The sequence below is a fragment of the Brevibacillus jepli genome (genome assembly GCF_047229145.1).
In the GTDB taxonomy this organism is placed as follows: Bacteria; Bacillota; Bacilli; order Brevibacillales; family Brevibacillaceae; genus Brevibacillus.
This window is the reverse complement of record NZ_JBFEFW010000025.1, coordinates 39,960-58,489: the sequence shown is the minus strand read 5'-3', so window position 1 is coordinate 58,489 and position 18,530 is coordinate 39,960. Positions and strand designations below refer to the sequence as shown.

23 protein-coding genes, 2 tRNA genes and 1 pseudogene are annotated in these 18,530 nt (G+C 46.3%); 10 read left to right on the top strand and 16 right to left on the bottom strand.

Annotated elements, in window-relative coordinates:
* Positions 1-21: 21 nt before the first annotated feature.
* From AB1L17_RS23355 to AB1L17_RS23340, 4 genes are all read right to left on the bottom strand, one after another.
* Positions 22-1,827 (bottom strand): DUF5348 domain-containing protein, encoded by a 1,806-nt coding sequence (locus AB1L17_RS23355; RefSeq protein ID WP_412847320.1) that lies wholly within the window; start codon positions 1,825-1,827, stop codon positions 22-24.
* Positions 1,828-2,447: 620 nt separating this feature from the next.
* On the bottom strand, positions 2,448-2,831 hold the full coding sequence (locus AB1L17_RS23350; protein ID WP_412847321.1) for an ASCH domain-containing protein: 384 nt from the start codon (positions 2,829-2,831) through the stop codon (positions 2,448-2,450).
* Positions 2,809-3,861 carry an N-acetyltransferase gene (locus tag AB1L17_RS23345; protein WP_412847322.1) on the bottom strand — a complete coding sequence of 351 codons (1,053 nt, stop codon included), beginning with the start codon at positions 3,859-3,861 and terminating at the stop codon, positions 2,809-2,811. The genes AB1L17_RS23350 and AB1L17_RS23345 overlap by 23 nt, the downstream gene beginning before the upstream one ends.
* A 129-nt stretch (positions 3,862-3,990) precedes the next feature.
* The gene (locus AB1L17_RS23340; RefSeq protein ID WP_412847323.1) at positions 3,991-4,194 is read right to left on the bottom strand and encodes a hypothetical protein; all 204 of its coding nucleotides are present in this window, start codon (positions 4,192-4,194) and stop codon (positions 3,991-3,993) included.
* 128 nt (positions 4,195-4,322) lie between these two features.
* On the opposite strand from AB1L17_RS23340, the gene AB1L17_RS23335 reads away from it, so the two are divergent.
* Positions 4,323-4,538, top strand: a complete 216-nt coding sequence (locus AB1L17_RS23335; RefSeq protein ID WP_412847324.1) for a hypothetical protein — start codon at positions 4,323-4,325, stop codon at positions 4,536-4,538.
* Between the two features lie 42 nt (positions 4,539-4,580).
* Here the strand turns inward: AB1L17_RS23335 and recD2 are convergent, their stop codons facing one another.
* The 6 genes from recD2 to AB1L17_RS23305 all read right to left on the bottom strand — a co-directional run bounded on the left by recD2 (position 4,581) and on the right by AB1L17_RS23305 (position 9,006).
* Positions 4,581-6,839, bottom strand: a complete 2,259-nt coding sequence (recD2, locus tag AB1L17_RS23330) for an SF1B family DNA helicase RecD2 (RefSeq protein ID WP_412847325.1) — start codon at positions 6,837-6,839, stop codon at positions 4,581-4,583.
* Positions 6,840-7,131: 292 nt separating this feature from the next.
* Positions 7,132-7,305, bottom strand: a complete 174-nt coding sequence (locus tag AB1L17_RS23325) for a DUF6906 family protein (RefSeq protein WP_197029771.1) — start codon at positions 7,303-7,305, stop codon at positions 7,132-7,134.
* A 33-nt stretch (positions 7,306-7,338) separates the two neighbouring features.
* Entirely contained in the window at positions 7,339-8,085 is a 747-nt protein-coding gene (locus tag AB1L17_RS23320) for a hypothetical protein (RefSeq protein ID WP_412847326.1), read from the bottom strand.
* Positions 8,086-8,223: 138 nt separating this feature from the next.
* Positions 8,224-8,370: a hypothetical protein gene (locus tag AB1L17_RS23315; protein ID WP_310769124.1), complete on the bottom strand. Its 147-nt coding sequence runs from the start codon at positions 8,368-8,370 to the stop codon at positions 8,224-8,226.
* Between the two features lie 183 nt (positions 8,371-8,553).
* Positions 8,554-8,745, bottom strand: coding sequence for a helix-turn-helix domain-containing protein (locus tag AB1L17_RS23310; RefSeq protein ID WP_412847327.1), 192 nt, complete (start codon positions 8,743-8,745; stop codon positions 8,554-8,556).
* A 24-nt stretch (positions 8,746-8,769) separates the two neighbouring features.
* Positions 8,770-9,006: a helix-turn-helix domain-containing protein gene (locus AB1L17_RS23305; protein WP_412847374.1), complete on the bottom strand. Its 237-nt coding sequence runs from the start codon at positions 9,004-9,006 to the stop codon at positions 8,770-8,772.
* A gap of 163 nt (positions 9,007-9,169) precedes the next feature.
* On the opposite strand from AB1L17_RS23305, the gene AB1L17_RS23300 reads away from it, so the two are divergent.
* From AB1L17_RS23300 to AB1L17_RS23285, 4 genes are all read left to right on the top strand, one after another.
* Complete coding sequence (locus AB1L17_RS23300; RefSeq protein ID WP_412847328.1) at positions 9,170-9,550, top strand: helix-turn-helix domain-containing protein; 381 nt, start codon at positions 9,170-9,172, stop codon at positions 9,548-9,550.
* An 89-nt stretch (positions 9,551-9,639) separates the two neighbouring features.
* Positions 9,640-10,272, top strand: coding sequence for an ImmA/IrrE family metallo-endopeptidase (locus AB1L17_RS23295; protein WP_122915422.1), 633 nt, complete (start codon positions 9,640-9,642; stop codon positions 10,270-10,272).
* On the top strand, positions 10,269-10,619 hold the full coding sequence (locus AB1L17_RS23290) for a hypothetical protein (protein WP_024983301.1): 351 nt from the start codon (positions 10,269-10,271) through the stop codon (positions 10,617-10,619). The genes AB1L17_RS23295 and AB1L17_RS23290 overlap by 4 nt, the downstream gene beginning before the upstream one ends.
* Positions 10,620-10,626: 7 nt before the next feature.
* The gene (locus tag AB1L17_RS23285; RefSeq protein WP_412847329.1) at positions 10,627-11,838 is read left to right on the top strand and encodes a site-specific integrase; all 1,212 of its coding nucleotides are present in this window, start codon (positions 10,627-10,629) and stop codon (positions 11,836-11,838) included.
* A 132-nt stretch (positions 11,839-11,970) separates the two neighbouring features.
* Here the strand turns inward: AB1L17_RS23285 and AB1L17_RS23280 are convergent.
* The 3 genes from AB1L17_RS23280 to AB1L17_RS23270 all read right to left on the bottom strand — a co-directional run bounded on the left by AB1L17_RS23280 (position 11,971) and on the right by AB1L17_RS23270 (position 13,227).
* Positions 11,971-12,046: transfer RNA gene (locus AB1L17_RS23280), tRNA-Val, on the bottom strand.
* A gap of 26 nt (positions 12,047-12,072) precedes the next feature.
* A tRNA-Ile gene (locus tag AB1L17_RS23275) sits at positions 12,073-12,149 on the bottom strand.
* Positions 12,150-12,633: 484 nt separating this feature from the next.
* Positions 12,634-13,227 carry a phosphatidylglycerophosphatase A family protein gene (locus AB1L17_RS23270; RefSeq protein ID WP_412847375.1) on the bottom strand — a complete coding sequence of 198 codons (594 nt, stop codon included), beginning with the start codon at positions 13,225-13,227 and terminating at the stop codon, positions 12,634-12,636.
* A gap of 176 nt (positions 13,228-13,403) precedes the next feature.
* Between AB1L17_RS23270 and AB1L17_RS23265 the strand changes: the two genes are divergently transcribed.
* Entirely contained in the window at positions 13,404-14,108 is a 705-nt protein-coding gene (locus AB1L17_RS23265; protein ID WP_412847330.1) for an alpha/beta hydrolase, read from the top strand.
* A gap of 2 nt (positions 14,109-14,110) precedes the next feature.
* Here AB1L17_RS23265 and AB1L17_RS23260 read toward each other — a convergent pair whose 3' ends face one another.
* Positions 14,111-14,269, bottom strand: a complete 159-nt coding sequence (locus AB1L17_RS23260; RefSeq protein ID WP_412847331.1) for a hypothetical protein — start codon at positions 14,267-14,269, stop codon at positions 14,111-14,113.
* 145 nt (positions 14,270-14,414) lie between these two features.
* Between AB1L17_RS23260 and AB1L17_RS23255 the strand changes: the two genes are divergently transcribed.
* The 3 genes and pseudogenes from AB1L17_RS23255 to AB1L17_RS23245 all read left to right on the top strand — a co-directional run bounded on the left by AB1L17_RS23255 (position 14,415) and on the right by AB1L17_RS23245 (position 16,127).
* Positions 14,415-14,924, top strand: coding sequence for a YjcG family protein (locus AB1L17_RS23255; protein ID WP_412847332.1), 510 nt, complete (start codon positions 14,415-14,417; stop codon positions 14,922-14,924).
* Positions 14,925-15,011: 87 nt separating this feature from the next.
* Complete coding sequence (locus AB1L17_RS23250) at positions 15,012-15,467, top strand: GNAT family N-acetyltransferase (RefSeq protein ID WP_412847333.1); 456 nt, start codon at positions 15,012-15,014, stop codon at positions 15,465-15,467.
* A 312-nt stretch (positions 15,468-15,779) separates the two neighbouring features.
* Positions 15,780-16,127: pseudogene (locus AB1L17_RS23245) on the top strand (DUF3995 domain-containing protein).
* 131 nt (positions 16,128-16,258) lie between these two features.
* On the opposite strand, the gene AB1L17_RS23240 reads toward AB1L17_RS23245, so the two are convergent.
* Positions 16,259-17,101 carry a PHP domain-containing protein gene (locus AB1L17_RS23240; protein WP_412847334.1) on the bottom strand — a complete coding sequence of 281 codons (843 nt, stop codon included), beginning with the start codon at positions 17,099-17,101 and terminating at the stop codon, positions 16,259-16,261.
* A gap of 106 nt (positions 17,102-17,207) precedes the next feature.
* On the opposite strand from AB1L17_RS23240, the gene AB1L17_RS23235 reads away from it, so the two are divergent.
* Positions 17,208-17,570, top strand: coding sequence for a hypothetical protein (locus tag AB1L17_RS23235; protein ID WP_106840203.1), 363 nt, complete (start codon positions 17,208-17,210; stop codon positions 17,568-17,570).
* Here the strand turns inward: AB1L17_RS23235 and AB1L17_RS23230 are convergent.
* A complete protein-coding gene (locus tag AB1L17_RS23230) occupies positions 17,540-18,469 on the bottom strand; it encodes an MBL fold metallo-hydrolase (RefSeq protein ID WP_412847335.1) in 930 nt (309 codons plus the stop codon). The two genes, AB1L17_RS23235 and AB1L17_RS23230, sit on opposite strands and share 31 nt — an antisense overlap.
* Positions 18,470-18,530: the final 61 nt, after the last annotated feature.

Below are 18,530 nucleotides of genomic sequence, written 5' to 3'. Positions count from 1 at the left end.
CTTGTCTGCACCATCCTTTTTTCATCCTTGCCGATATCGAACTCTCGCCATCGTACCTTGGAGACTGATCTTTGGCCGATCTACCGCGTAATAGTCTTCCCCATTATGTTCAATCCTGGTTCGTACCCAATATCCACCGTCCTCTTCTTCGTTCACCAATATTTCGATGGTCTCTCCGCAGGTGAAGTAATGATCCTCATTGATGGCATATCTGCCGCTTATGTTTTTGTACAAACGTCCCTGAGCGGTAACCTTCTTGTTCAAATAGCTAAGATCATACAAAGCTGCTTCCAAGTGTTCTGTTACTCTGTTCAGCAGATGATATTCCAATCGCTCATCAGCAGATAAAACGCTCGGCTCTATATTTTCGAGGATTTGATTCACCTTCTGAACAGTTACCGATAATGGGAGTTTCCCAAGCAAATCTTTCATGGTATTGATTTTGCCCATTTTCCTCATCCTCTCTTGTTTTTCAGTTTGAAGTTGCTCGGCAATATCCTTAAAAACATTCTTCGGTCTCAACACCTCATAATCGAAACCTTTACTCTGTAACGTTTTTTTGGTCAGTTCAACCCCTTTTCCGCCCGCCTCGTCATTATCTCGGACAACGTAAATCTTCACATCTTTCCCAACAACCCGTTCTATCAGGCACGCTTGTTCTATGGATAGATGTGAAGCTTGCATGGCCGCAGCTGGTACCCGAAGCTCTTGACGCATTAAGATTGCATCAAATCCCCCCTCTACCAAATAAAGTGTCTTGCTGCGTTTTGCCTCTTTCAGCACTTCATAAAGGCCAAACAAAACAGCCCCTTTTTGAAAGAGGCTGTCGTCAGGCGTATTGCGGTATCGTTTTTTGGAAGCGGGGACAATGGATCGGTACGTAAACCCAAGCACATCCCCTGTTACTGCGTCTCGGTTGGAGAATACGATACTGTTGGTCTTCTGATCCCATCCAATGCCATACGTTCGGATGGTATTAGCATCCAATCCCCTTTCTCTTAGATAGTTCTTGGCATCTTGGGAGAGACAAAGATCGGCAGCATACTTATGCGCTCGTTCCCGTCGTTGCATTTTGAGAAGTTTATATGAAACAGTAGTCGTCTTCTGCTTACGCGAAGATTGGTTGCGGGGTCTCTTGTATTTTCCCAAATCAATCCAAGCCCGATAAGCCTCCCCTGGTATTGCTAAAAGCACTCGGGTTTCGCCTTTGAACAATAGCTGTCTTACGTCCTTAAGCACCTTCCGTACCGCATCTCCAAAACGCATACCGTACATGTGTCGGACCATTTCCGCAGCATCGCCAGAAATGGAGCAGGCATGGCAGTACCAGATGCCTTTTTCCCTGTTGGCATACATACTTGGTTCGGTATCCCCATGTAACGGGCACAAGCAAGGGTGTTCACCCGATCGATTTTCCCTTTGAACCGTAATCCCAAGATGACGAAGATATACCGGGAGGTCAATCCACTCACGTATCCATGTTGCAACAGCTCGAACACGGTCCGTGGAAACTCTCGCCGGCAACGTCAATACATTTGCGAGAGAGATCGCAGTGATTTCACCTTTGTCACGATCAAATGTTTTTAAAGCCGTGGTTCCCGCCTGCTGATTGACCAACGTTGCAGGATTCACACGCGCGCGCGTAACCAACTGGGGTACTATATGATTCTTTATATAACTTACATTAGCAGCAGCCGGTTCTTGGGATGCAACATTGCCTGCTTTGTCCACGCAATTGCAGCTGGGGACAAATGCAACATTGCTTTCCATTTCCATTGCAACATTAGGAACGACCTGTTCCGTTCTGGCGTTTCCTCTGCCCCCCACCTCCTGAATCCTAATCTTTTCTTTAAGGACAGTCTTGGATGCAACATTACTGTCCCGTGCTTTTCTTGGGACGACTTTAACCTGGGTAGCATCCTGCCGCCACTCACCCACCTTTTCGATTTTGACCCCTTCACATGTCCGTTGTGTCTGGATCAGATTGGCAATTTCAAGTTTCCGTATATTCCTCCAAACGGTAGCTCTGTGAACTGCAAAAACATCTGCAACATCACTGATACGAACAAAGGAATGGTTGACCAAATAAACATAAAATTGGTATAATTTATTTGTGTTCATATTGGGATTCAAAAGGGACTAGCGGCATCTAGTCCCTTCTTTCTTTCCTCCTTTCTTATAGTTCTTATTGTTTTATTCTCCATACCACCTTAATCAAAAAACCAGCCTAAGCGAATGACAGCTTTCTGAGCCGTCACTTTGCCTTCTGGCTGGCTTTGATTTTCACGAACTTGACGCTGATGCCAGCTGGCCGGAATACCTTGATGATCTCGTCGGGGCGGCGGAGGATTTGCTCCTCATAGAAAACTTCACCGGTTTCTGGGTCTACGGAATTGTCTCACTACATCTCAACAACCGCCATGAAAAAAAAGCACTACGTAGGGTGCTTAAACATACTCCATATCTGTATAACAAAATGATTGTGGTGGAACAAACGATGGGTCTATCAATTTAGGATCAATTGGTGTTTCATACCTAATAACCTCGCCTATTTGTATGGCGTAGGCTACTTTTTTATTACCGAAATATTTCTTATAAAACTCATAACTTATCCCTGCATACTCAGAAGTTTGTTTCCATAGTCCTTCAATGTTGTCGTGAAGTACATTCTTAACCCGAAACTCACCTACAATCTTACCTTCTGGCATCGTAGAATAAATTACAACTGTATCAACGTCGCGTTTAAAAATTATCTTTCTAAATTCATACTTTTTTTCTTCACTGAAGATTTTTTCGACAAACTCTGGCTTAATTGATAATAAGGCTTTCATTTATACCACCTTTTCTTTGAATTAACTCGAATTGTCTATCACTTAGCTGGATGTATCCCCAATATGCATTTTCATCTATGCCTACTTCATCGATCAGTTTACCTCTTGTTAACCTCTTGCTCAAAGCAAAATTGTATGTCATTTTAATTACATAGAAATTATTAAATCTTGCGTAATAACTTTTTAACTCACTTTCTGAAAAGACACTATATGGACTACAATATTTTAGATAATCGTTTACGTTAGCAAACTCCTTTTTACTTTTTACCTCTTCCACAACACAAATTGAAGTAGCTACAGACCTAAACCGAGCTGGCCCTTGATTATCACTTGTCCTGTATATTACTAAGACGTCTCCACGTTTTAGTTGCCCTACCTTCATTTTACAGATATAAACCTTATGAATACTGTTCGTATGTGAAACATCTTCAATCACATCGAAACTTTCGTTCCTTAATATCGAATCGGGAAATAATCTTGTATGGAAATCGGGGTATATTGACAATAAATATTTATTTACCCCCTCGGCATTAATCTTCGGATAGTCTAATAATACATTTCCCGTTAATGCATTGAAATTTTTGAGTAAAACCAACTCTTCTTTACCGGTATCACCTTTTTTACCGTACTCCACGAAACCATATTTTTGAAATAGTTTTACCAGAGCGTCGTGTTTAGGGAACACAGTTACATATAACTCTTCAAGATCGTTACTAACAGCAAAGTCAAAGGCTTTCTTTATGAACCTTTCGCCGAGTCTAGTTCCATGTGGATTAATTTTTAACGTTCCGATTTTTACACGTGTTCGACCATCAAGTGTTGGTCTAATATCCAACACGGGTCCCTCTTCTTTTTTTAGGTACAGAAAAGCTTCTAGGAATCCTTCTTCATTCTCAAAAACGTATGCTCTCTCATCTGCCTTTTTAGTAAACCAGCCTTCAAATCCTGGGTAATCAGATTTAAGGGAATCGAAGAATGGATCGTTTAAGTTAATATCACGGAACTTTTTTAGTTGGATGAATTCACTCATTTTATCGGCCTCCTGTCTACTTCACTTTCGACAAAAGGGAATTATATCCTGTTGCTTATTTACTATTTTTTAACAACCACCCTCCGCGTCTGAACTTGGGACAGGATTGGCGTATTGATAATGAGAGTACTAGACAGGGATCGAGGAGTGCGGCGGCCTACTTTCGAAAGTGCACTCCGGAAACAGTTGATCAATCCTCTTCTCGGTCTGCTCTTGTTTATTTTGCACGGCTACACGGAGGGCTGTGTATGCCTTCAGCTCTTTTACAACAGCTTTACGAACCTCTCTTTCGTTCACTGGTTGCAGAAAGGATAATTGCTCTGGAGCGCTCATCTTCCGTTCCCCATGCGGATAGCCATGATATTAATTTAGTAGCGAACCTGTATTCGGCTCCCTGCGGGGGGCATTTTCTTTTTTGTCCCACTCTCCTGCGCTAAAATCGAGCAAAGGAGTGTGAACGTATGCAAAAGTCGTTTTACTACGCAATCCCCTGGTCGGAGGTCAGCTACCTTCGTGATGCCTTAGTCTCCATGGAGATTCCATTTCTCATTGAGCAGGATGACTGTCTTGATCTTGCCGCAGGCCAAGTCGCCTTCGTTTTTCCGGACATGCACGTGCGACTCTACCGGCACGTTTTTGAGTTATTCGGCAATGCTGGCCGGCGGTATCCAAGTTAACCCCCTTTCTCCTGTAATGAATGGCATCCCAAGCTTTATAAGCTAGGAAAAATCAACAGCCCTTCTCTCCTCCCAATTAGGAAGAGTCGGGGCTGCCTTGTTCAGTCCATATAGCTGAATGTCCTCAACGATTCGTTTGGTTAGTCTCGTATTACGTGCCACAATCTTGTTGTTCTTAATCGCAATCTGCAAGGCTTTTTTGGTTCCCACCAAGACTACTTTGGATTCGGCTCGGGTGATTCCGGTGTAAATGAGATTTCTCGCAAGCATGATGTAATGACTGGTCGATACCGGTATGATGACGATGGGAGCCTGCCCTCCCTGCGACTTGTGTATGGTGATACTATAGGCCAGTTGAAGCTCATGTAATTCTTCCTTTGTGTATGTCACCGCTTGGCCGTTGATCGTGCAGTACAGACCTTTCTCTTCCGTTACGTGCCCTTCTTTGTCCAGCAGGTAATCAATCCGATCAATCTTACCGATATCGCCGTTATAAACCTCTTTCGCGTAGTTGTTTTTGGTCTGAATAATCTTGTCCCCGACTCGAAAGACTGTTTTCCCGACCACGATTTCTTCCTTATTGGGGGCAGAGGGATTGAGGGTTTCCTGGAGCACACGATTTAACTCTTCCGTTCCGATCGGCCCCTTTTTCATGGGACTGAGGACAAGAATATCTGCAGCGGTGTATCCAAGCTGCGTAAACCTCACGACGCTGTTCCGAATCGTAGCAGCGATCTCTTCCGGCTTTTCCCGCTGGATGAAGTAAAAGTCTTGTTTCGCTGGATCAATGACAATTGACTCGCCTTTATTGATCCGGTGAGCATTGGTAACAATCTGGCTGTTTTGCGCCTGGCGAAAGACTTCTGTGAGCCGCACGTGCGGAACGCCAGCGTCTAACATGTCTTTTAGTACATTTCCTGGGTTCACGGAAGGGAGCTGATCCTGATCCCCTACCAGTAGTACTTTCGTTTTGTTCGGGTTGATCGCTCTAAACAACAGATCGGCCAGCTGGATATCCATCATGGATATTTCATCGACGATGAGTAAATTTGCTTCAAGCGGATTGCTCTCGTTGAATTCAGGCTCCTCTCCCGGCCGGAAGTTAATGAGTCTGTGAATGGTAGCTGCATCCAGTCCGGTTACCTCCGTCAGTTTGCGGCTGGCCCGTCCTGTCGGTGCAGCCAAAGCAATACTTGCCACTGGGTTAAGCCGTTGATACACATCAATGACGGCTTTTACGCTTGCGGTTTTCCCGCATCCTGGACCACCGGTTAAGATCAACAGGTTTTCCGTGAACAACTTCCGGATCGCCTCACGTTGTCCTTCCGCCAATACGATTTTGGAACGAACCTGGTAGTCTTTGATGGCAGTATCGATAGCAGCCATGTTTACGTTGTTACTGCCGCTGCGCATAAATTTGAGCAGGAGTTGGGCCAGTCTCTTTTCGGAGCGATACAAAAAAGGAGGATAGACTCCCTCTTCCTCAATGATGAGGCGGCCGTTTTCCTCCAGCTGAAAAATCCCCTGTTCTACCTCTTCCCGTGTAATGTGTACGTCCGTGTTGTGGTTGAGAACCTTCAGAACCTCATCGATCAACTCTGCTTCTGGAATGAAGCAATGGCCAAAATCGAAGCACATCTTTTTCAGAACATAATCCACACAGGATTCAATCCGGAACATCGAATTGGGCATGATGCCTATTCTTTTTGCGATTTCGTCCGCCTTAAGAAAACCGATGAGATCCAGTTTGGTGAGCTGGTACGGATTCCGCTTGATAATATCCAGCGTGTTGGAGCCAAACTCTTTATAGGCCTTCACGACAATACTTGTGCTTATCCCGTACTGTGACAGCTCCATCATGATCTGTTGAACCTCAAACGATGCCCGGACACTGGTGACAATAGACGAAGCCTTTTGCTGACCAATTCCACGGATCGGCAGCAAGCAAGCTTCTCCTTCTTTCATGATAATATCTAATGCGTTCTCACCCAGGACATCAACAATCTGCTTGGCTCTTTTCTCCCCGCAGCCTTTCACCAAGGACGATGAAAGGAAAGCAATTACCTGTTCCTTGCTTTTCGGAATCGGACGTTCCCAACGCTCGACACGGTACTGTTCGCCAAACTGGGGATGTTTAAACCAATCGCCGTAAACCGTGATTTTCTCGTTTGGCTCAACCCCATAAATAGTCCCGATGATGGTAATTTCTTCGCCATCGTCTTGCTTAAGAATGGCAACAATGAAGTCGTTGTTCGGTTGCCGAAACTTATAACGGACTAATGTTCCGGTTTTCCCACTCAATGTTACACCTCCTCGTTGTGTCACTTTTTTGATATAGTAGTTTTAAGTTTGGTAACGAAATCAACTCGGGTTACAGGCTTACACTATGGATCAAACAACATGTCCTCATCTCTCCCCCCAATAAAACATAATAATCACAGTAACAAGCCAAAGGATGCTAGCAATTATTTTCGCTGGTTTAAAGGAATCCATTGTTATCTCCCTCTACTGTTTTTTCCTCAAAAAGCTGTACAGATTAAACAATGTCAGGAGAATATCCAACAAGCTGATGAAATGTTGTCTACAGGGGAATTTAACTCGCATCTGAACTACTATTGAGCGATAATGCTAATGTTTGTTTTGTCCGTCGATGAACGAGCAGCCACATATCGGGCAACTTTTTGCTTATTAACCATTCCTTCGGATTGAGGTTGCGGCTAAGAAGTACGAGTTTTTGCGTTCGCGTCAGGTTTTTACCGTTTTTCACTGTCTCAACTCCTTCTTCTTCTCACTTCCGCCGTTAAGCCACTGAGCCTTGATGTTTCATCTCTTCTTCAATGAGTACCGGCAGCCACTTGATTAGCCATTCTGTCGGGATGAACACGTTGGGTTGGATCGCCTGGGGCAAGTGTCGCTTAATCAAATCAAGAACAAAGTCGTAAGAAAGAGAAAGAACCCGCTTGGATTTCCGACCGATCTCCCTTTCCTCTATCCTCTGCCCAATGGAACTCACTTTTTGTTTGAAGCGCTCCACCATCTCCTTGAAAGACACGCGCTTACGAACCACGTTTTCAGCCTTGGCTTCTTCAACTGCAGCCTGGATCTCAACCGCCTGAACAGTGTCAGTCTCTTTTTCAGGTAACACCAGGCGAATCTCCGGCTCCAATTCTGTACCGAGATTACGAGCCATACGTTCTATCTCTTCCTGAGAAGTAAACAGCCGTTGTTGAATCTGCTGCCACTTCCGAACCAACCCGATCACAAATGGGATGCCGCTTGTTAAAACGCAATACAACTTCTCCAGTTGATCGGTGGTCCAATTCATCAGATCGGCACCGATAAACAGGTAGCTTTTCACCCCCTTCTCATAGCTATATTTGACGCGGTGAGAAACCTGAGAGACCCCCTTCCGGAAGTGGCATACAACCACATCCTTCAGGAACGCGTATGAATCATCGGACTCAGCCAGCATTTCAATTTTCTTCTTGAGAAGATTCAAAACGTTGTGTTCCCGACCGCTCAAAACCATCAGCTCAACGTATTGCATAACGACCCCTCCTCACTTTTTTCCGAATCTGACCACTAACAAATGGACAAGCGCCTTTATGATCGTGTCCTTTTGTTACTACTCAGTTTCAACTTGTAAGAAAAACGATAGGGAAGACTAACTTCCCCTGAGTAACCACTACTTTTTGGTATCTGTGCATATGGATTCTGCTTTTTTTAATCCAGGTTCCGTAAGCAAAAAGGGTGACGAGGTACCTGTTTCCTTCAAATTGGACTGAGCATCTTGCAGCTCGATGAATGCCTCCTCTACCAAGGAACGTTCCATATGGATCTCCCTCCTCGGATTCCGTTGTTGGGTGACAGATCTGGATCAAATACCGGGCATCATACTCCTCCGTGCAGCATGACAATCGCGTAAAGTGGAGATAATGAAAACAGCGAGTAGGAAAAAGCAGGAATAGAACTAAGAAAGAGAAACAGCTAGAATATTCAAAAAGATGTTGAGTTACTAGGCCGAAGACTTGGTGTTTTTCTGTTCCTGTTCACGCATCCAGGCGTCGATGCTCTCAACTCGGAAGAAAATGCGGGAGCGAACCCGAAAATGCGGGATTTCCTTTTTGCGAACCATCGCGTAAATCGTGTCACGGTGGACGCCGATGTATTTCGCACATTCAGCGGGGGTCAGTGTCCCTCGTCCCATGGGATTTCCTCCTTTCCGCGCCATTCAGGCGGTTTGTGGTTCGTCTTCAGAACAACTAACCGAATCGTTTAGTTCAGGGCTTAAAAAATCTCTTGGATCAACACCCAATGCCTTGGCAATGATTTGCAACCTATCCGTACTAATCGGAGAACGACCAGTAGCCAGATAATGATAGCCCATTGCTGTTATGCCCAACTTCTTTGCCAGAAATGCTTTTGAAATGCCTTTTTGGACCCTGATCTGCTCGATTCGTTCGTGCACCGGAATCAACTTAATCACCTCACTTCTAAACGAATCGTTTATCTTATATTCTCATCTTATTGTAAACGATTCGTTTAGTCAATGGTTTTTTATAAACTTTTTGTTTATTTTATTAAACGGTGCGTTTATCCGTGATAGACTATAATCAATGGAGGTGATTACTATGACTCTCGGCGAAAAATTAAAGAGCATTCGGGAACAGCGAGGTTGGACGCAATCCCAAGCAGCTGAGAGACTTGGCATATCATCTCAAGTTGTATCCAATTACGAACGGGATTATAGATCTCCTGACAAAGAGACGCTGACGAGAATAGCTAAAGTGTACAACTGTTCGGTTGATTGGCTTCTTGGTGTGACTGACAACCCAGAACGAATGGACTCCCCCTCCTCTTCCGACAAAAAGGACGATAAAAACGCGCGCATGGGCCTTGCCTTTATTACTGGCGGAGAAGATCTTACCGAAGAGGAAGCTGAGTATTTAAAAGAGAGCTTGGAACTGTTCCGTAGGATGAAAGAAAGACGAGCGAAGGAACGGGAAAAATAATCCTTTATTCTAGTGTAGCTTTCATAGCCCTTTGGGCTATTATTTTCACCTATATATACGAACATACGTTTTGTCAGGAGGGGTATTCAATGAATCTAACACTCTACAAAATGACACCACTTGAGGAATGGATTGCTGAAAAATACCTCGCACATTCCATCTTCACGCCAGAAGACCTTGATATTCACCGGATTGCAAACATTTTTGGGGGTGAAATTTCCTATCTCCCGACAAAATCTCATGCCCGTTGGATTGACGATGGCTTTAATGATTTCATGATCATTCTCGACTCTCGTTTGGACGAGCCTTCTTTGCGGAGTGAATTTTTTCATGAGTTATGCCATCCACTCCGTCACGTAGGTGATCAGAGGACTCTCCCCAAGACTTTCCGGGACCTACAGGAGATGCAAGCCTCCCTGTTCCAGCAGTATGCAGCAATTCCCTTCTTCATGGTCCAGGAACTTGTTTTGCCGGTCTACGAGAATGAAATTCCTTTGTATTTGGCTCATACGTTCAATGTTCCCGTTTCTCTGGCGACCCGTCGATTCAATCAGATAAGAGGCCGTATCAGCCAGGAAGAATACAGTCAGAGGATTGCTACCTATCTTCAGAGTCAGTACAGCAAAGCAGATCCCACAAACTGGTCAGACGAAACAAAAAGGCTCTTTCTGACTGCAATAAAAAGAAAATTTCAAAAAGGACAAGGAGTTGTAATACGATGAAAATTGCAGTTTTTTACGATTATTTCGAGGGGGAGCTGGCCCCGCTCTGGTACGTCATCAATTTTCGGAAGGGGGAACTTGATTGGAACAAAGATATAGCCTATATCCCCATAGCTGCTCCCTTCCAACGACAGGGAGCGGAAGATTTCTCGTCGGACAGCATGGGGATAACGGTGACGCTTGCAGATCTGACCGTGAGCGAAGATAAACCAGGGAAGTTCGGGATTCGGCTTGACCCTCTCCGTAGGCGCGCGACGGAAAACATGCTAGATTATTGGGATGCCGAATTTCTGATGCTGCAGGTGGCAGATCTCGAAGAAATCCTGCAGATGAATCCATGGAGGTGAACCAAACATGGCAAGCATTGAAAAACGCGGCGCTAATTCTTGGCGTTTAACCGTTGAATTGGGGTATGGACCTAATGGAGAACGGTTGCGTGAAAGAAAAGTCATTAAGGTTGAAGATCAGGCGTTATTGAAAACAACGAAGAAGCTCAGAGAATATCTGGAAAGTGAGTGGCTTAAATTCAAGATGGAGGTTGAGGCCGGTGAGTATATTTCCCCCGAAAAGATGACATTGGCTGGGTTTGTTGACGAATGGAGAGAAAAGTATGCCAAACGAGAACTAAGTGCTAAAACATTAGAGAACTATCTGATCCAAATTAATAACCGGATTATTCCTGAATTCGGCCACATGCGTCTCGATCAGATCAAACCTCTCCACATCGTCACCTTTATAAAAAAACTTGAAGAAGAAGGCTCCCGGAAAGACGGCAAGGAGGGAAAGTTATCGTCTGGGATGATCGAATATATCCACCGCGTCTTGAAAAATATATTTAACCGTGCTGTTGAGTGGAAGGTAATTAAAACAAGCCCTATGGACGGGATAAAGAAGCCGAAAGTTGAACAGGCCGAAATGAGCGTATATGACGAAGCCGAAGCTCACCAACTGTTCTTGGCATTGGAACATGAAAAGCTGATGTGGAGAGTCATGATTGCCTTGGCACTGACAACTGGCCTGAGAAGAGGAGAACTGCTTGGATTGGAGTGGAAAAATGTTGACCTGGAGGCCGGTACCATTGATGTCCGCCAATCGCTTACTTACGTGAAGGGGATCGGCTACGTTGTAAAGGAACCAAAGACAAAAAATTCGGTCCGGATCGTGTCCATTCCCCCAAGTTTATATCATGATCTGAAGGCGTTGAAAGTTCAGACTAGCAAGGAACGGATGCAATCAGAGGAACTATGGGAAGGTGGCGATCGATTCTTCGTCTTTTCCTCCTGGAACGGAAAACCACTTTACCCTTCCAGCGTAAAGACTTGGTGGTCACGTTTTACGAAGCGGCACAAGCTGAAGTACATCCGTTTTCACGATTTGCGACATACTTCGGCCACTCTTCTTATTAACAAAGGTGTCCATGCCAAGATCATTTCAGAACGTCTCGGACATGCTAACATCCTTACGACCATGAACATTTATGGTCACGCTTTACGATCTGCTGACCAGGAGGCTGCTAAACATTTTGAATCTCTCTTCGACAGTCAGCCGAAAAGTAAAAAGGCCTGATGGTCACAACGGCCAAAAAATTCGTCCCCAGCCCGTCCCCAATTATGAGTTTTGACGCCTGTATTAGTCTTTTTCAGGCGGTTATTACAACAAAAAAAGCCTTGATTTTCAAGGCTTTTGGCGTTTCTGTTATGGTGATCCGGACTGGGTTCGAACCAGCGACCCCCACCCTGTCAAGATGGTGCTCTCCCAACTGAGCTACCGGATCATGGGATATGTGTGTGATCGTTTAAATGGTGGGCCCTGTAGGACTCGAACCTACGACCAATCGGTTATGAGCCGACCGCTCTGACCAACTGAGCTAAGGGCCCGAATCGTATCGGACGTCGATCACATTTATTACTATACAGCATCGTTTAATGGATTTCAAGAGGAAATGAACAATTTCTTGTAAAAATTTTCACTCGTACCAAAAGAACACTAAAAAACCCAGTGAAATCAGACTTGCTTTACGATAAAAAAAGCCCTAATCATCTATGTTCAGCTGTGTTCCACCCAAGATTGCAAACAAAAAGCCATTCTCCACCGCTACCGTCCACATCCTCCCGACAAGACAGGGGGATCACATACAAAACCTAGAATCACACTCAAAACTGCATCACATCCATGAACTGCACCGGTGAAGAAATGGCATCTACGATTTACCTCAAAACCTACCTATCATTAAAAGCAACTCTGAAGAGCATTGAAGGCCTAGTTTCACAAAGACCTAGCTTCGCAAACGTCCTCGCTACCCTCCAGCAAAACAAACAAGATAATTAGGTAACGATCACAACAATCTCCCTCATCCCTAACCTAACCCGCCTGCTCCGTCCCTTTCCCTTTCTCCTCCACGTGCAGCTCGGCCTCCTGAATCTTCAACGCCTCACCTCTCGCCAACTCCGCCTCTTGCTCATCTCTCATCCGGTGAGCCATCCGGCTAGACGCATTGGCTGCCACACTCGCCACAAGGTCGTCCAAAAACGTGTGTACACGTCCCTCTCCCGACTTGGTATCCAGCCTTTTGATCACCCCGACCTTGTGCTTATCCAAATGTCCAAAAGTGGTCACGGCAATACTTCCATATCCAAATACAGAACCTAGCGCCAATGTTTCGTCGCATCCGAATAATCCTTCATCCGACGCGATAATCGACTGGAGAGGCTCGGACAAGAGTCCCTTTTCCGCTAACGTATCCAACTCAACGCCAACCAGGATGGCGTGCTGCATTTCCCTTTTTTCCAAGACGGCTTTCACGCTCTCGATGCACTGCCCCATTGTGAGATCGGGATGGTACGGCGACTGCATCAGATACACGATCTCCGCGATGTCCTCCACCGTTACTCCTCGCTCTGCCAGGCGTGCGAGCGCTGCGTTTCTGACTTCGATGCTGTGTACTTGCTTCTTCATATAAGAGACAACCCCTTCCACAAATCGAGTGAAGTCGTTTCCTACCATAGTATCACACGCTGACCAAATTGCGACAATCTTTCGCCCACAGCCTGACCCTGCACTCAAACTCTTGGGCATGCCCGGCCGCTCCTGTATAATAATGAACAGAATATCCTAATAAGGAGGACACCGCAGTGGCCCTTGAGGAAATCATCTTGGACAGCCGGCATTTGGGGACGCCGGAAAAACTGATTGTCTGCACACCCCAACGCTACTCGCCACTCTACTCGTATCCTGTCCTCTACGTACAGGATGGGGAAGACTACTTGGCGATGGGCAGAATGGCGACTTTGCTGGATCAGCTGAATCAGGATAAAGAACTGCCAGATATCATTGCTGTCTTTCTCCCTGTCGAGAAAAGTAAACGACATGACCGTTATCATCCGGACGGCAAGGATCATATCGCCTACCGTCGCTTTCTCGCCGATGAAGTCGTGAGCTATGTCGACACGCATTACTCCACCCATCCTTTGGGCAACGCTCGCACACTGCTTGGTGAATCGTTGGGCGGCGTCGTCTCCCTCTTCACTGCACTGGCCTATCCGCATACGTTTGGACAAGTTGCATGCCAGTCGATTGCAATGGACGAAAAGCTAAATCGGCAAGTAGCTGACACAGACTTTGCGGTACCGCAAACCTTCTATATGGAAATCGGGACGGAGGAAACGGCTGTAAGCACTGGCCGTGGCACCTTGAATCTTCTCGCATCGAATGAAGAACTGCGCGATCTTTTGCGCACGAAAAAAGCCACCCTCGTTTATGAAACGTTTGAGGGTGACCATACGTGGGGCCACTGGCAGCGTAATCTACCGCGTATGCTAAAGACGCTTTACGGGTAAACTTACCGTGGCTGTTCTTCCTGTGGACCTTCATCCTTGATAGGCGATACGAGTACCTCTTCGAATTCTCCTTTTCGTATCGCAGTCAAGATCGTGAAGGTCAGCACAGACAGTAGAAGCAGAACGAGAAAAATGAATGTGATCATCATGGCCGTATACATGCAGTGCGGCACCTCCTTGCACTACACAGTCTTTCCTTTGGCGTAAGGAATATACGGACCCACGCTTAACATTACACAAATGAAGAATTTTCTGTTAAAATAATATCTTGTAGAGCATGATCGATAGTAAGGAGGAGTGGTTCTGATGATGTACAGTATCGTTATATTCCCATCTAGCAAGGTGCAAGAAGTAGCCAACTCTTACCGGAAACGTTATGACCCGGGCTATGCTTTGGTTCCTCCCTATATCCGTTTGAAGGAAGCCTTTGAGCTGGACGAAGCGAAGCTGCCTGAGCTGGTGAGCCATCTGGAGCAGGTTGCCTCCTCTACCGATAGCTTCTCCGCTCATTTCCATCGGGTATCTTCTTTCCACCCTACCAACAACGTGATCTATTTGGCTGTGCAAAACAAGGAACCATTTAACGAGCTACATCTAAAGATTGCTAATCAGTGTGTGAATGAAAAAGAAACCTACGCATACGTACCGCATCTGACCATCGGGCGCGACCTGTCCGACGATGAGCTGCGAGATGTAACCGGACAACTGAGCATGGCAAAAATCGACCTGACCAGCGAAATTGATCGCTTCCACTTGGTTTATCAACTCGAGGATGGCATCTGGAGCGTTTACCAGACCTTCCTTCTCCAAAAATAAGCAGCTCTATACTCATGCAGCAATCAACTACCCTCCCTGCGTATGATTTCGTGGGGAGGGATATTTTCTAAAAAAGGACGATTACCAGTGAAACAACAAACCTACCAGATCCATAAAGTCACGACTGAACAAGAATTGGCGGATGCTCTATCCGTGCGCAGAGTCGTTTTCATCGACGAACAGGAAGTTCCTGAAGAGCTGGAGATAGACGAACATGACACGCTAGATGGCGGAACGATTCATTTTGTGGCCTACCGCGATGGAAAGCCTGTAGGGGCAAGCCGTCTGCGTACATATGCACCTGGTGTGGGAAAAATCGAGCGAGTAGCCGTTGCCAAGACAGAACGCGGTACTGGACTGGGCCGCCAAATCATGCTCGTGATGGAAGAGCTAGCGAAGCAGCACGGCTATGACAGCCTGAAGCTGAACGCACAGACACAAGCGCAACGTTTTTATGAAAAGCTTGGCTATGAACCTTTTGGTGACCTGTTTGACGACGCGGGTATCGAGCATATTGCGATGGTCAAATCCATACGCGAATAAACATTGCTGCGGGGTATCCCGATTACCTTAGCCTGAAAAACAACCTCGTTTTCGCTATGATTGTAAAGCGAAGCGAGGTTGTTTTTCGTTTGCACGGAGTTTACATGGTTTGAGGCTTCCTCATTGGTGGCTCGTGCGAAGAGAGCTTGAAGCACCTTTTTGACATTTCCGCGCCCTTGCAGCATTTTATGACTTGGATTTGAGACAGCTCCCCAGCCCGACAGACATCCCGTTACAGGGATTTTCGCACCCAAAACATACGGATGCGTATCTTTTCCAATAAATCCCAATGTACAATATAGGAGGCTTTCTATGACGCATGTTTTATCAATCTCTTCTGCTCTCTTTTTATTGATGGTTTCCTTACTGCATTTTTATTGGGCATTGGGAGGAAAATGGGGCACTGAATTCGCGATTCCCACAACGGCCGATCATTCGCGTCGAATTTTTTCACCTCGGAAAGGCGGAACGATCGTCGTCGCCTGCTTGCTTGCTTGCTTGCTTGCGTTTGCCAATTAACTTTTGCTCGCTCAGAGTGGTTATCTCGCGCCAATCGTAGCACCTGCTCTGATTCAATGGGGATGCATCGTGGGTGCAGCTGTATTTATCCTGCGCGCTGTAGGAGACTTCAATTACGTTGGCTTTTTTAAAAAAGTGTAAAACACCCAGTTTGCCCGCTGGGATACAGCATTGTTTAGCCCGCTATGCTTGTGGTTAGGGATATCATTTATACTGGCGTTGTTGTAAGAACACCAAAGACCCTCTTCCAGCTAGTAGAAGAGGGTCTCTCGTTACTTCCGCTTCGCCGCGATCGCACGTAGCTGTTCTACTGCTTCCATCGACGCCGTATGAGTTCCGAGCATGGCATGAAACGGTTCCTCTCCGCGCCAGCCATGAAAGTCAGAGCCGCCTGTCACGACAAGTCCGTGTTGTTCTGCCCATTTGCTGTAGCGCATTCTTTGTTCCTCATCGTTATCCGGGTGATTGACTTCAATCCCGTCTAGTCCGAATACGATCAGCTCCTGCACCAGCTCATCATCGTCATACAGCCCTGGATGAGCGAGCACCGCCACTCCACCCGCCTCTTGGATTAGCGTAATGGCTTCTTGCGGTGTAATGCGCGGTGGATTGACATAAGCCGCTCCCCCTTTGCCTAAATACTTATCGAAGGCCTCCGCAATAGTAGAAACGACTCCCAGCTCGATCAGCTCTTCAGCAATATGTGGTCGCCCGATGTTTTTATCCGTTCCTTGCTTGCGTCGGTATACATTTTCCAGCGTTATGTTGATACCAAGCTCTTGCAGCCGTGCAATCAATAACTGATTTCGCTCATGCCTTGTCTCTCGCAAACGGAAGAGACGCTCTTCAAAAGCAGGGTCTTCATACGGAACAAAATAACCGAGAACGTGAATATCCTGCCCCTTCCCCACTGAGCTGACTTCGACCCCCGGAATAATTTCCACACCGAGTGCGCGGGCCGCCTCGATTGCTTCTGGAATCCCGGCTACCGTGTCGTGATCCGTGATCGCCAGCGCAGTGAGGCCGGCCTCCTTGGCCAAACGTACATTTTCCGCAGGCTCGCAGGTGCCGTCTGACGCTTTTGTATGGGTATGTAAATCTGCCTTAAGCTGCATCTTCATCCACTCCTTCTTTTCTTTTTCTACAAGTCTGAATTGGTATCGCCATACATAGTATGAGATTAAGCCTGATTTCTCAATGGTTGAGCCGAGGAGGATGTCCATGCGGTTAAAAAACAAGACCCTTACCGGTGTCGTTCAGCCACTCTCCTATGTCGACAAGATGCTGCGGCAGCAAGGGTTCCACCGATCTGGCGGGGACAGTATGCCCACGTACGATGTCGTCATGTACGATTCCGCCAGCAGCAGCGCGTATTTCCTGCGCATCCCTACCAACTACACTAGCACAACAACGGGAAAAGGGGAGCTGAATGTCAAACTGGGTCATCCGTATTTGGAAGCGAAGTTTTATATGAACACATCATCCGAAGAAATTTTCTTCATTCCGAAGGCCGTCCGCGAAGCTGCAGAGCATAAGCTAGCAGAAATCGCTGATTACCTTTCTGCTCCCTCCGCTCCATCCTGAACCGTTCTCCACAACCATCGATTTTGTTCAAACCGGTAAGCCACCCTCTTTGTTTTCTGAAGCCCGACCAGGTACCCCATGAAGGCCGTCCGAAACAGGACGTAGCTCGACGCATTTTCTATCGTAATGTGTAAACGCTCACACAGGAGGGCTAACGCATCTTCTGGCGTTCTCTCCTCTTTTAAAATCTCGCAGATCACTGAGAAAATCCGCTCATGCCAAGCAATATTTTTGTTCACCGCATCATGAGAGGTGGTGGTATATGCTCCGTGCCCAGGCAAGTAACCCTTGTAGTTGGTCGCAAGTAGTTTATGAAGACTGAGTATCGTCTCATGCGCATCGACAAGAAACGGAAGCTTGTGCTTTTCCAATACCTCTTCGCCTAAATAACTGTCGGCGGCAAAGCAAATCTCGTCACAAACAACGCCAACCTGCTGCCAGCTATGTCCCGGCAGAGAAAGGATAAAGAACGGTATGCCAGCAATTTCGATCCCTTCATCCAGTGGAAGGAGGTGGTCCACCCGCGAAGGCTGTGCCAGCAAGAACTTGTTTTTGAGATCATCAAGTGGTGCTGCACCCATGTTTAAGTAAATTGGCTCAAGAATGGGATTTCGAATAATCGTCTCTTCCAGCGGTGGCGCATAAACACTAGCCTCGGGCCAGCATCCGAGCAAGTATGCGTTGCCACCGAAGTGGTCGGCATGAGCGTGTGTTTGAATGATTGCACACAAGGGCTGGGCGATAGCGTCCAGTCCTTTCTTGAGTTTTTTTGCAGTCTGAGTATCCAGACCAGAGTCGATCAGGATCGCTCCATGCTCCCCGATGACGAGGCCAATGTTGACATGACCGGGAAAATAGCCGACGCGCTCTGTTATCATTTGAAATGGTTGTGCAGACACAAAAGTCCCTCATTTCATCCTTTTCCTATTTATTTTCTCCAAAATGACGCCTTCCCCTTCC

Excerpts from the sequence above, each read along its gene's own strand:
- AB1L17_RS23345 (WP_412847322.1), bottom strand. The coding sequence starts at position 3,861 with ATGAGTGAATTCATCCAACTAAAAAAGTTCCGTGATATTAACTTAAAC.
- AB1L17_RS23350 (WP_412847321.1), bottom strand. The coding sequence starts at position 2,831 with ATGAAAGCCTTATTATCAATTAAGCCAGAGTTTGTCGAAAAAATCTTC.
- AB1L17_RS23320 (WP_412847326.1), bottom strand. The coding sequence starts at position 8,085 with ATGCAATACGTTGAGCTGATGGTTTTGAGCGGTCGGGAACACAACGTT.
- AB1L17_RS23340 (WP_412847323.1), bottom strand. The coding sequence starts at position 4,194 with ATGAGCGCTCCAGAGCAATTATCCTTTCTGCAACCAGTGAACGAAAGA.
- AB1L17_RS23300 (WP_412847328.1), top strand. The coding sequence starts at position 9,170 with ATGACTCTCGGCGAAAAATTAAAGAGCATTCGGGAACAGCGAGGTTGG.
- AB1L17_RS23255 (WP_412847332.1), top strand. The coding sequence starts at position 14,415 with ATGATGTACAGTATCGTTATATTCCCATCTAGCAAGGTGCAAGAAGTA.
- AB1L17_RS23335 (WP_412847324.1), top strand. The coding sequence starts at position 4,323 with ATGCAAAAGTCGTTTTACTACGCAATCCCCTGGTCGGAGGTCAGCTAC.
- AB1L17_RS23260 (WP_412847331.1), bottom strand. The coding sequence starts at position 14,269 with ATGTATACGGCCATGATGATCACATTCATTTTTCTCGTTCTGCTTCTA.
- AB1L17_RS23290 (WP_024983301.1), top strand. The coding sequence starts at position 10,269 with ATGAAAATTGCAGTTTTTTACGATTATTTCGAGGGGGAGCTGGCCCCG.
- AB1L17_RS23285 (WP_412847329.1), top strand. The coding sequence starts at position 10,627 with ATGGCAAGCATTGAAAAACGCGGCGCTAATTCTTGGCGTTTAACCGTT.
- AB1L17_RS23310 (WP_412847327.1), bottom strand. The coding sequence starts at position 8,745 with ATGGGACGAGGGACACTGACCCCCGCTGAATGTGCGAAATACATCGGC.
- AB1L17_RS23295 (WP_122915422.1), top strand. The coding sequence starts at position 9,640 with ATGAATCTAACACTCTACAAAATGACACCACTTGAGGAATGGATTGCT.
- AB1L17_RS23235 (WP_106840203.1), top strand. The coding sequence starts at position 17,208 with ATGCGGTTAAAAAACAAGACCCTTACCGGTGTCGTTCAGCCACTCTCC.
- AB1L17_RS23315 (WP_310769124.1), bottom strand. The coding sequence starts at position 8,370 with ATGGAACGTTCCTTGGTAGAGGAGGCATTCATCGAGCTGCAAGATGCT.
- AB1L17_RS23270 (WP_412847375.1), bottom strand. The coding sequence starts at position 13,227 with ATGAAGAAGCAAGTACACAGCATCGAAGTCAGAAACGCAGCGCTCGCA.
- AB1L17_RS23240 (WP_412847334.1), bottom strand. The coding sequence starts at position 17,101 with ATGCAGCTTAAGGCAGATTTACATACCCATACAAAAGCGTCAGACGGC.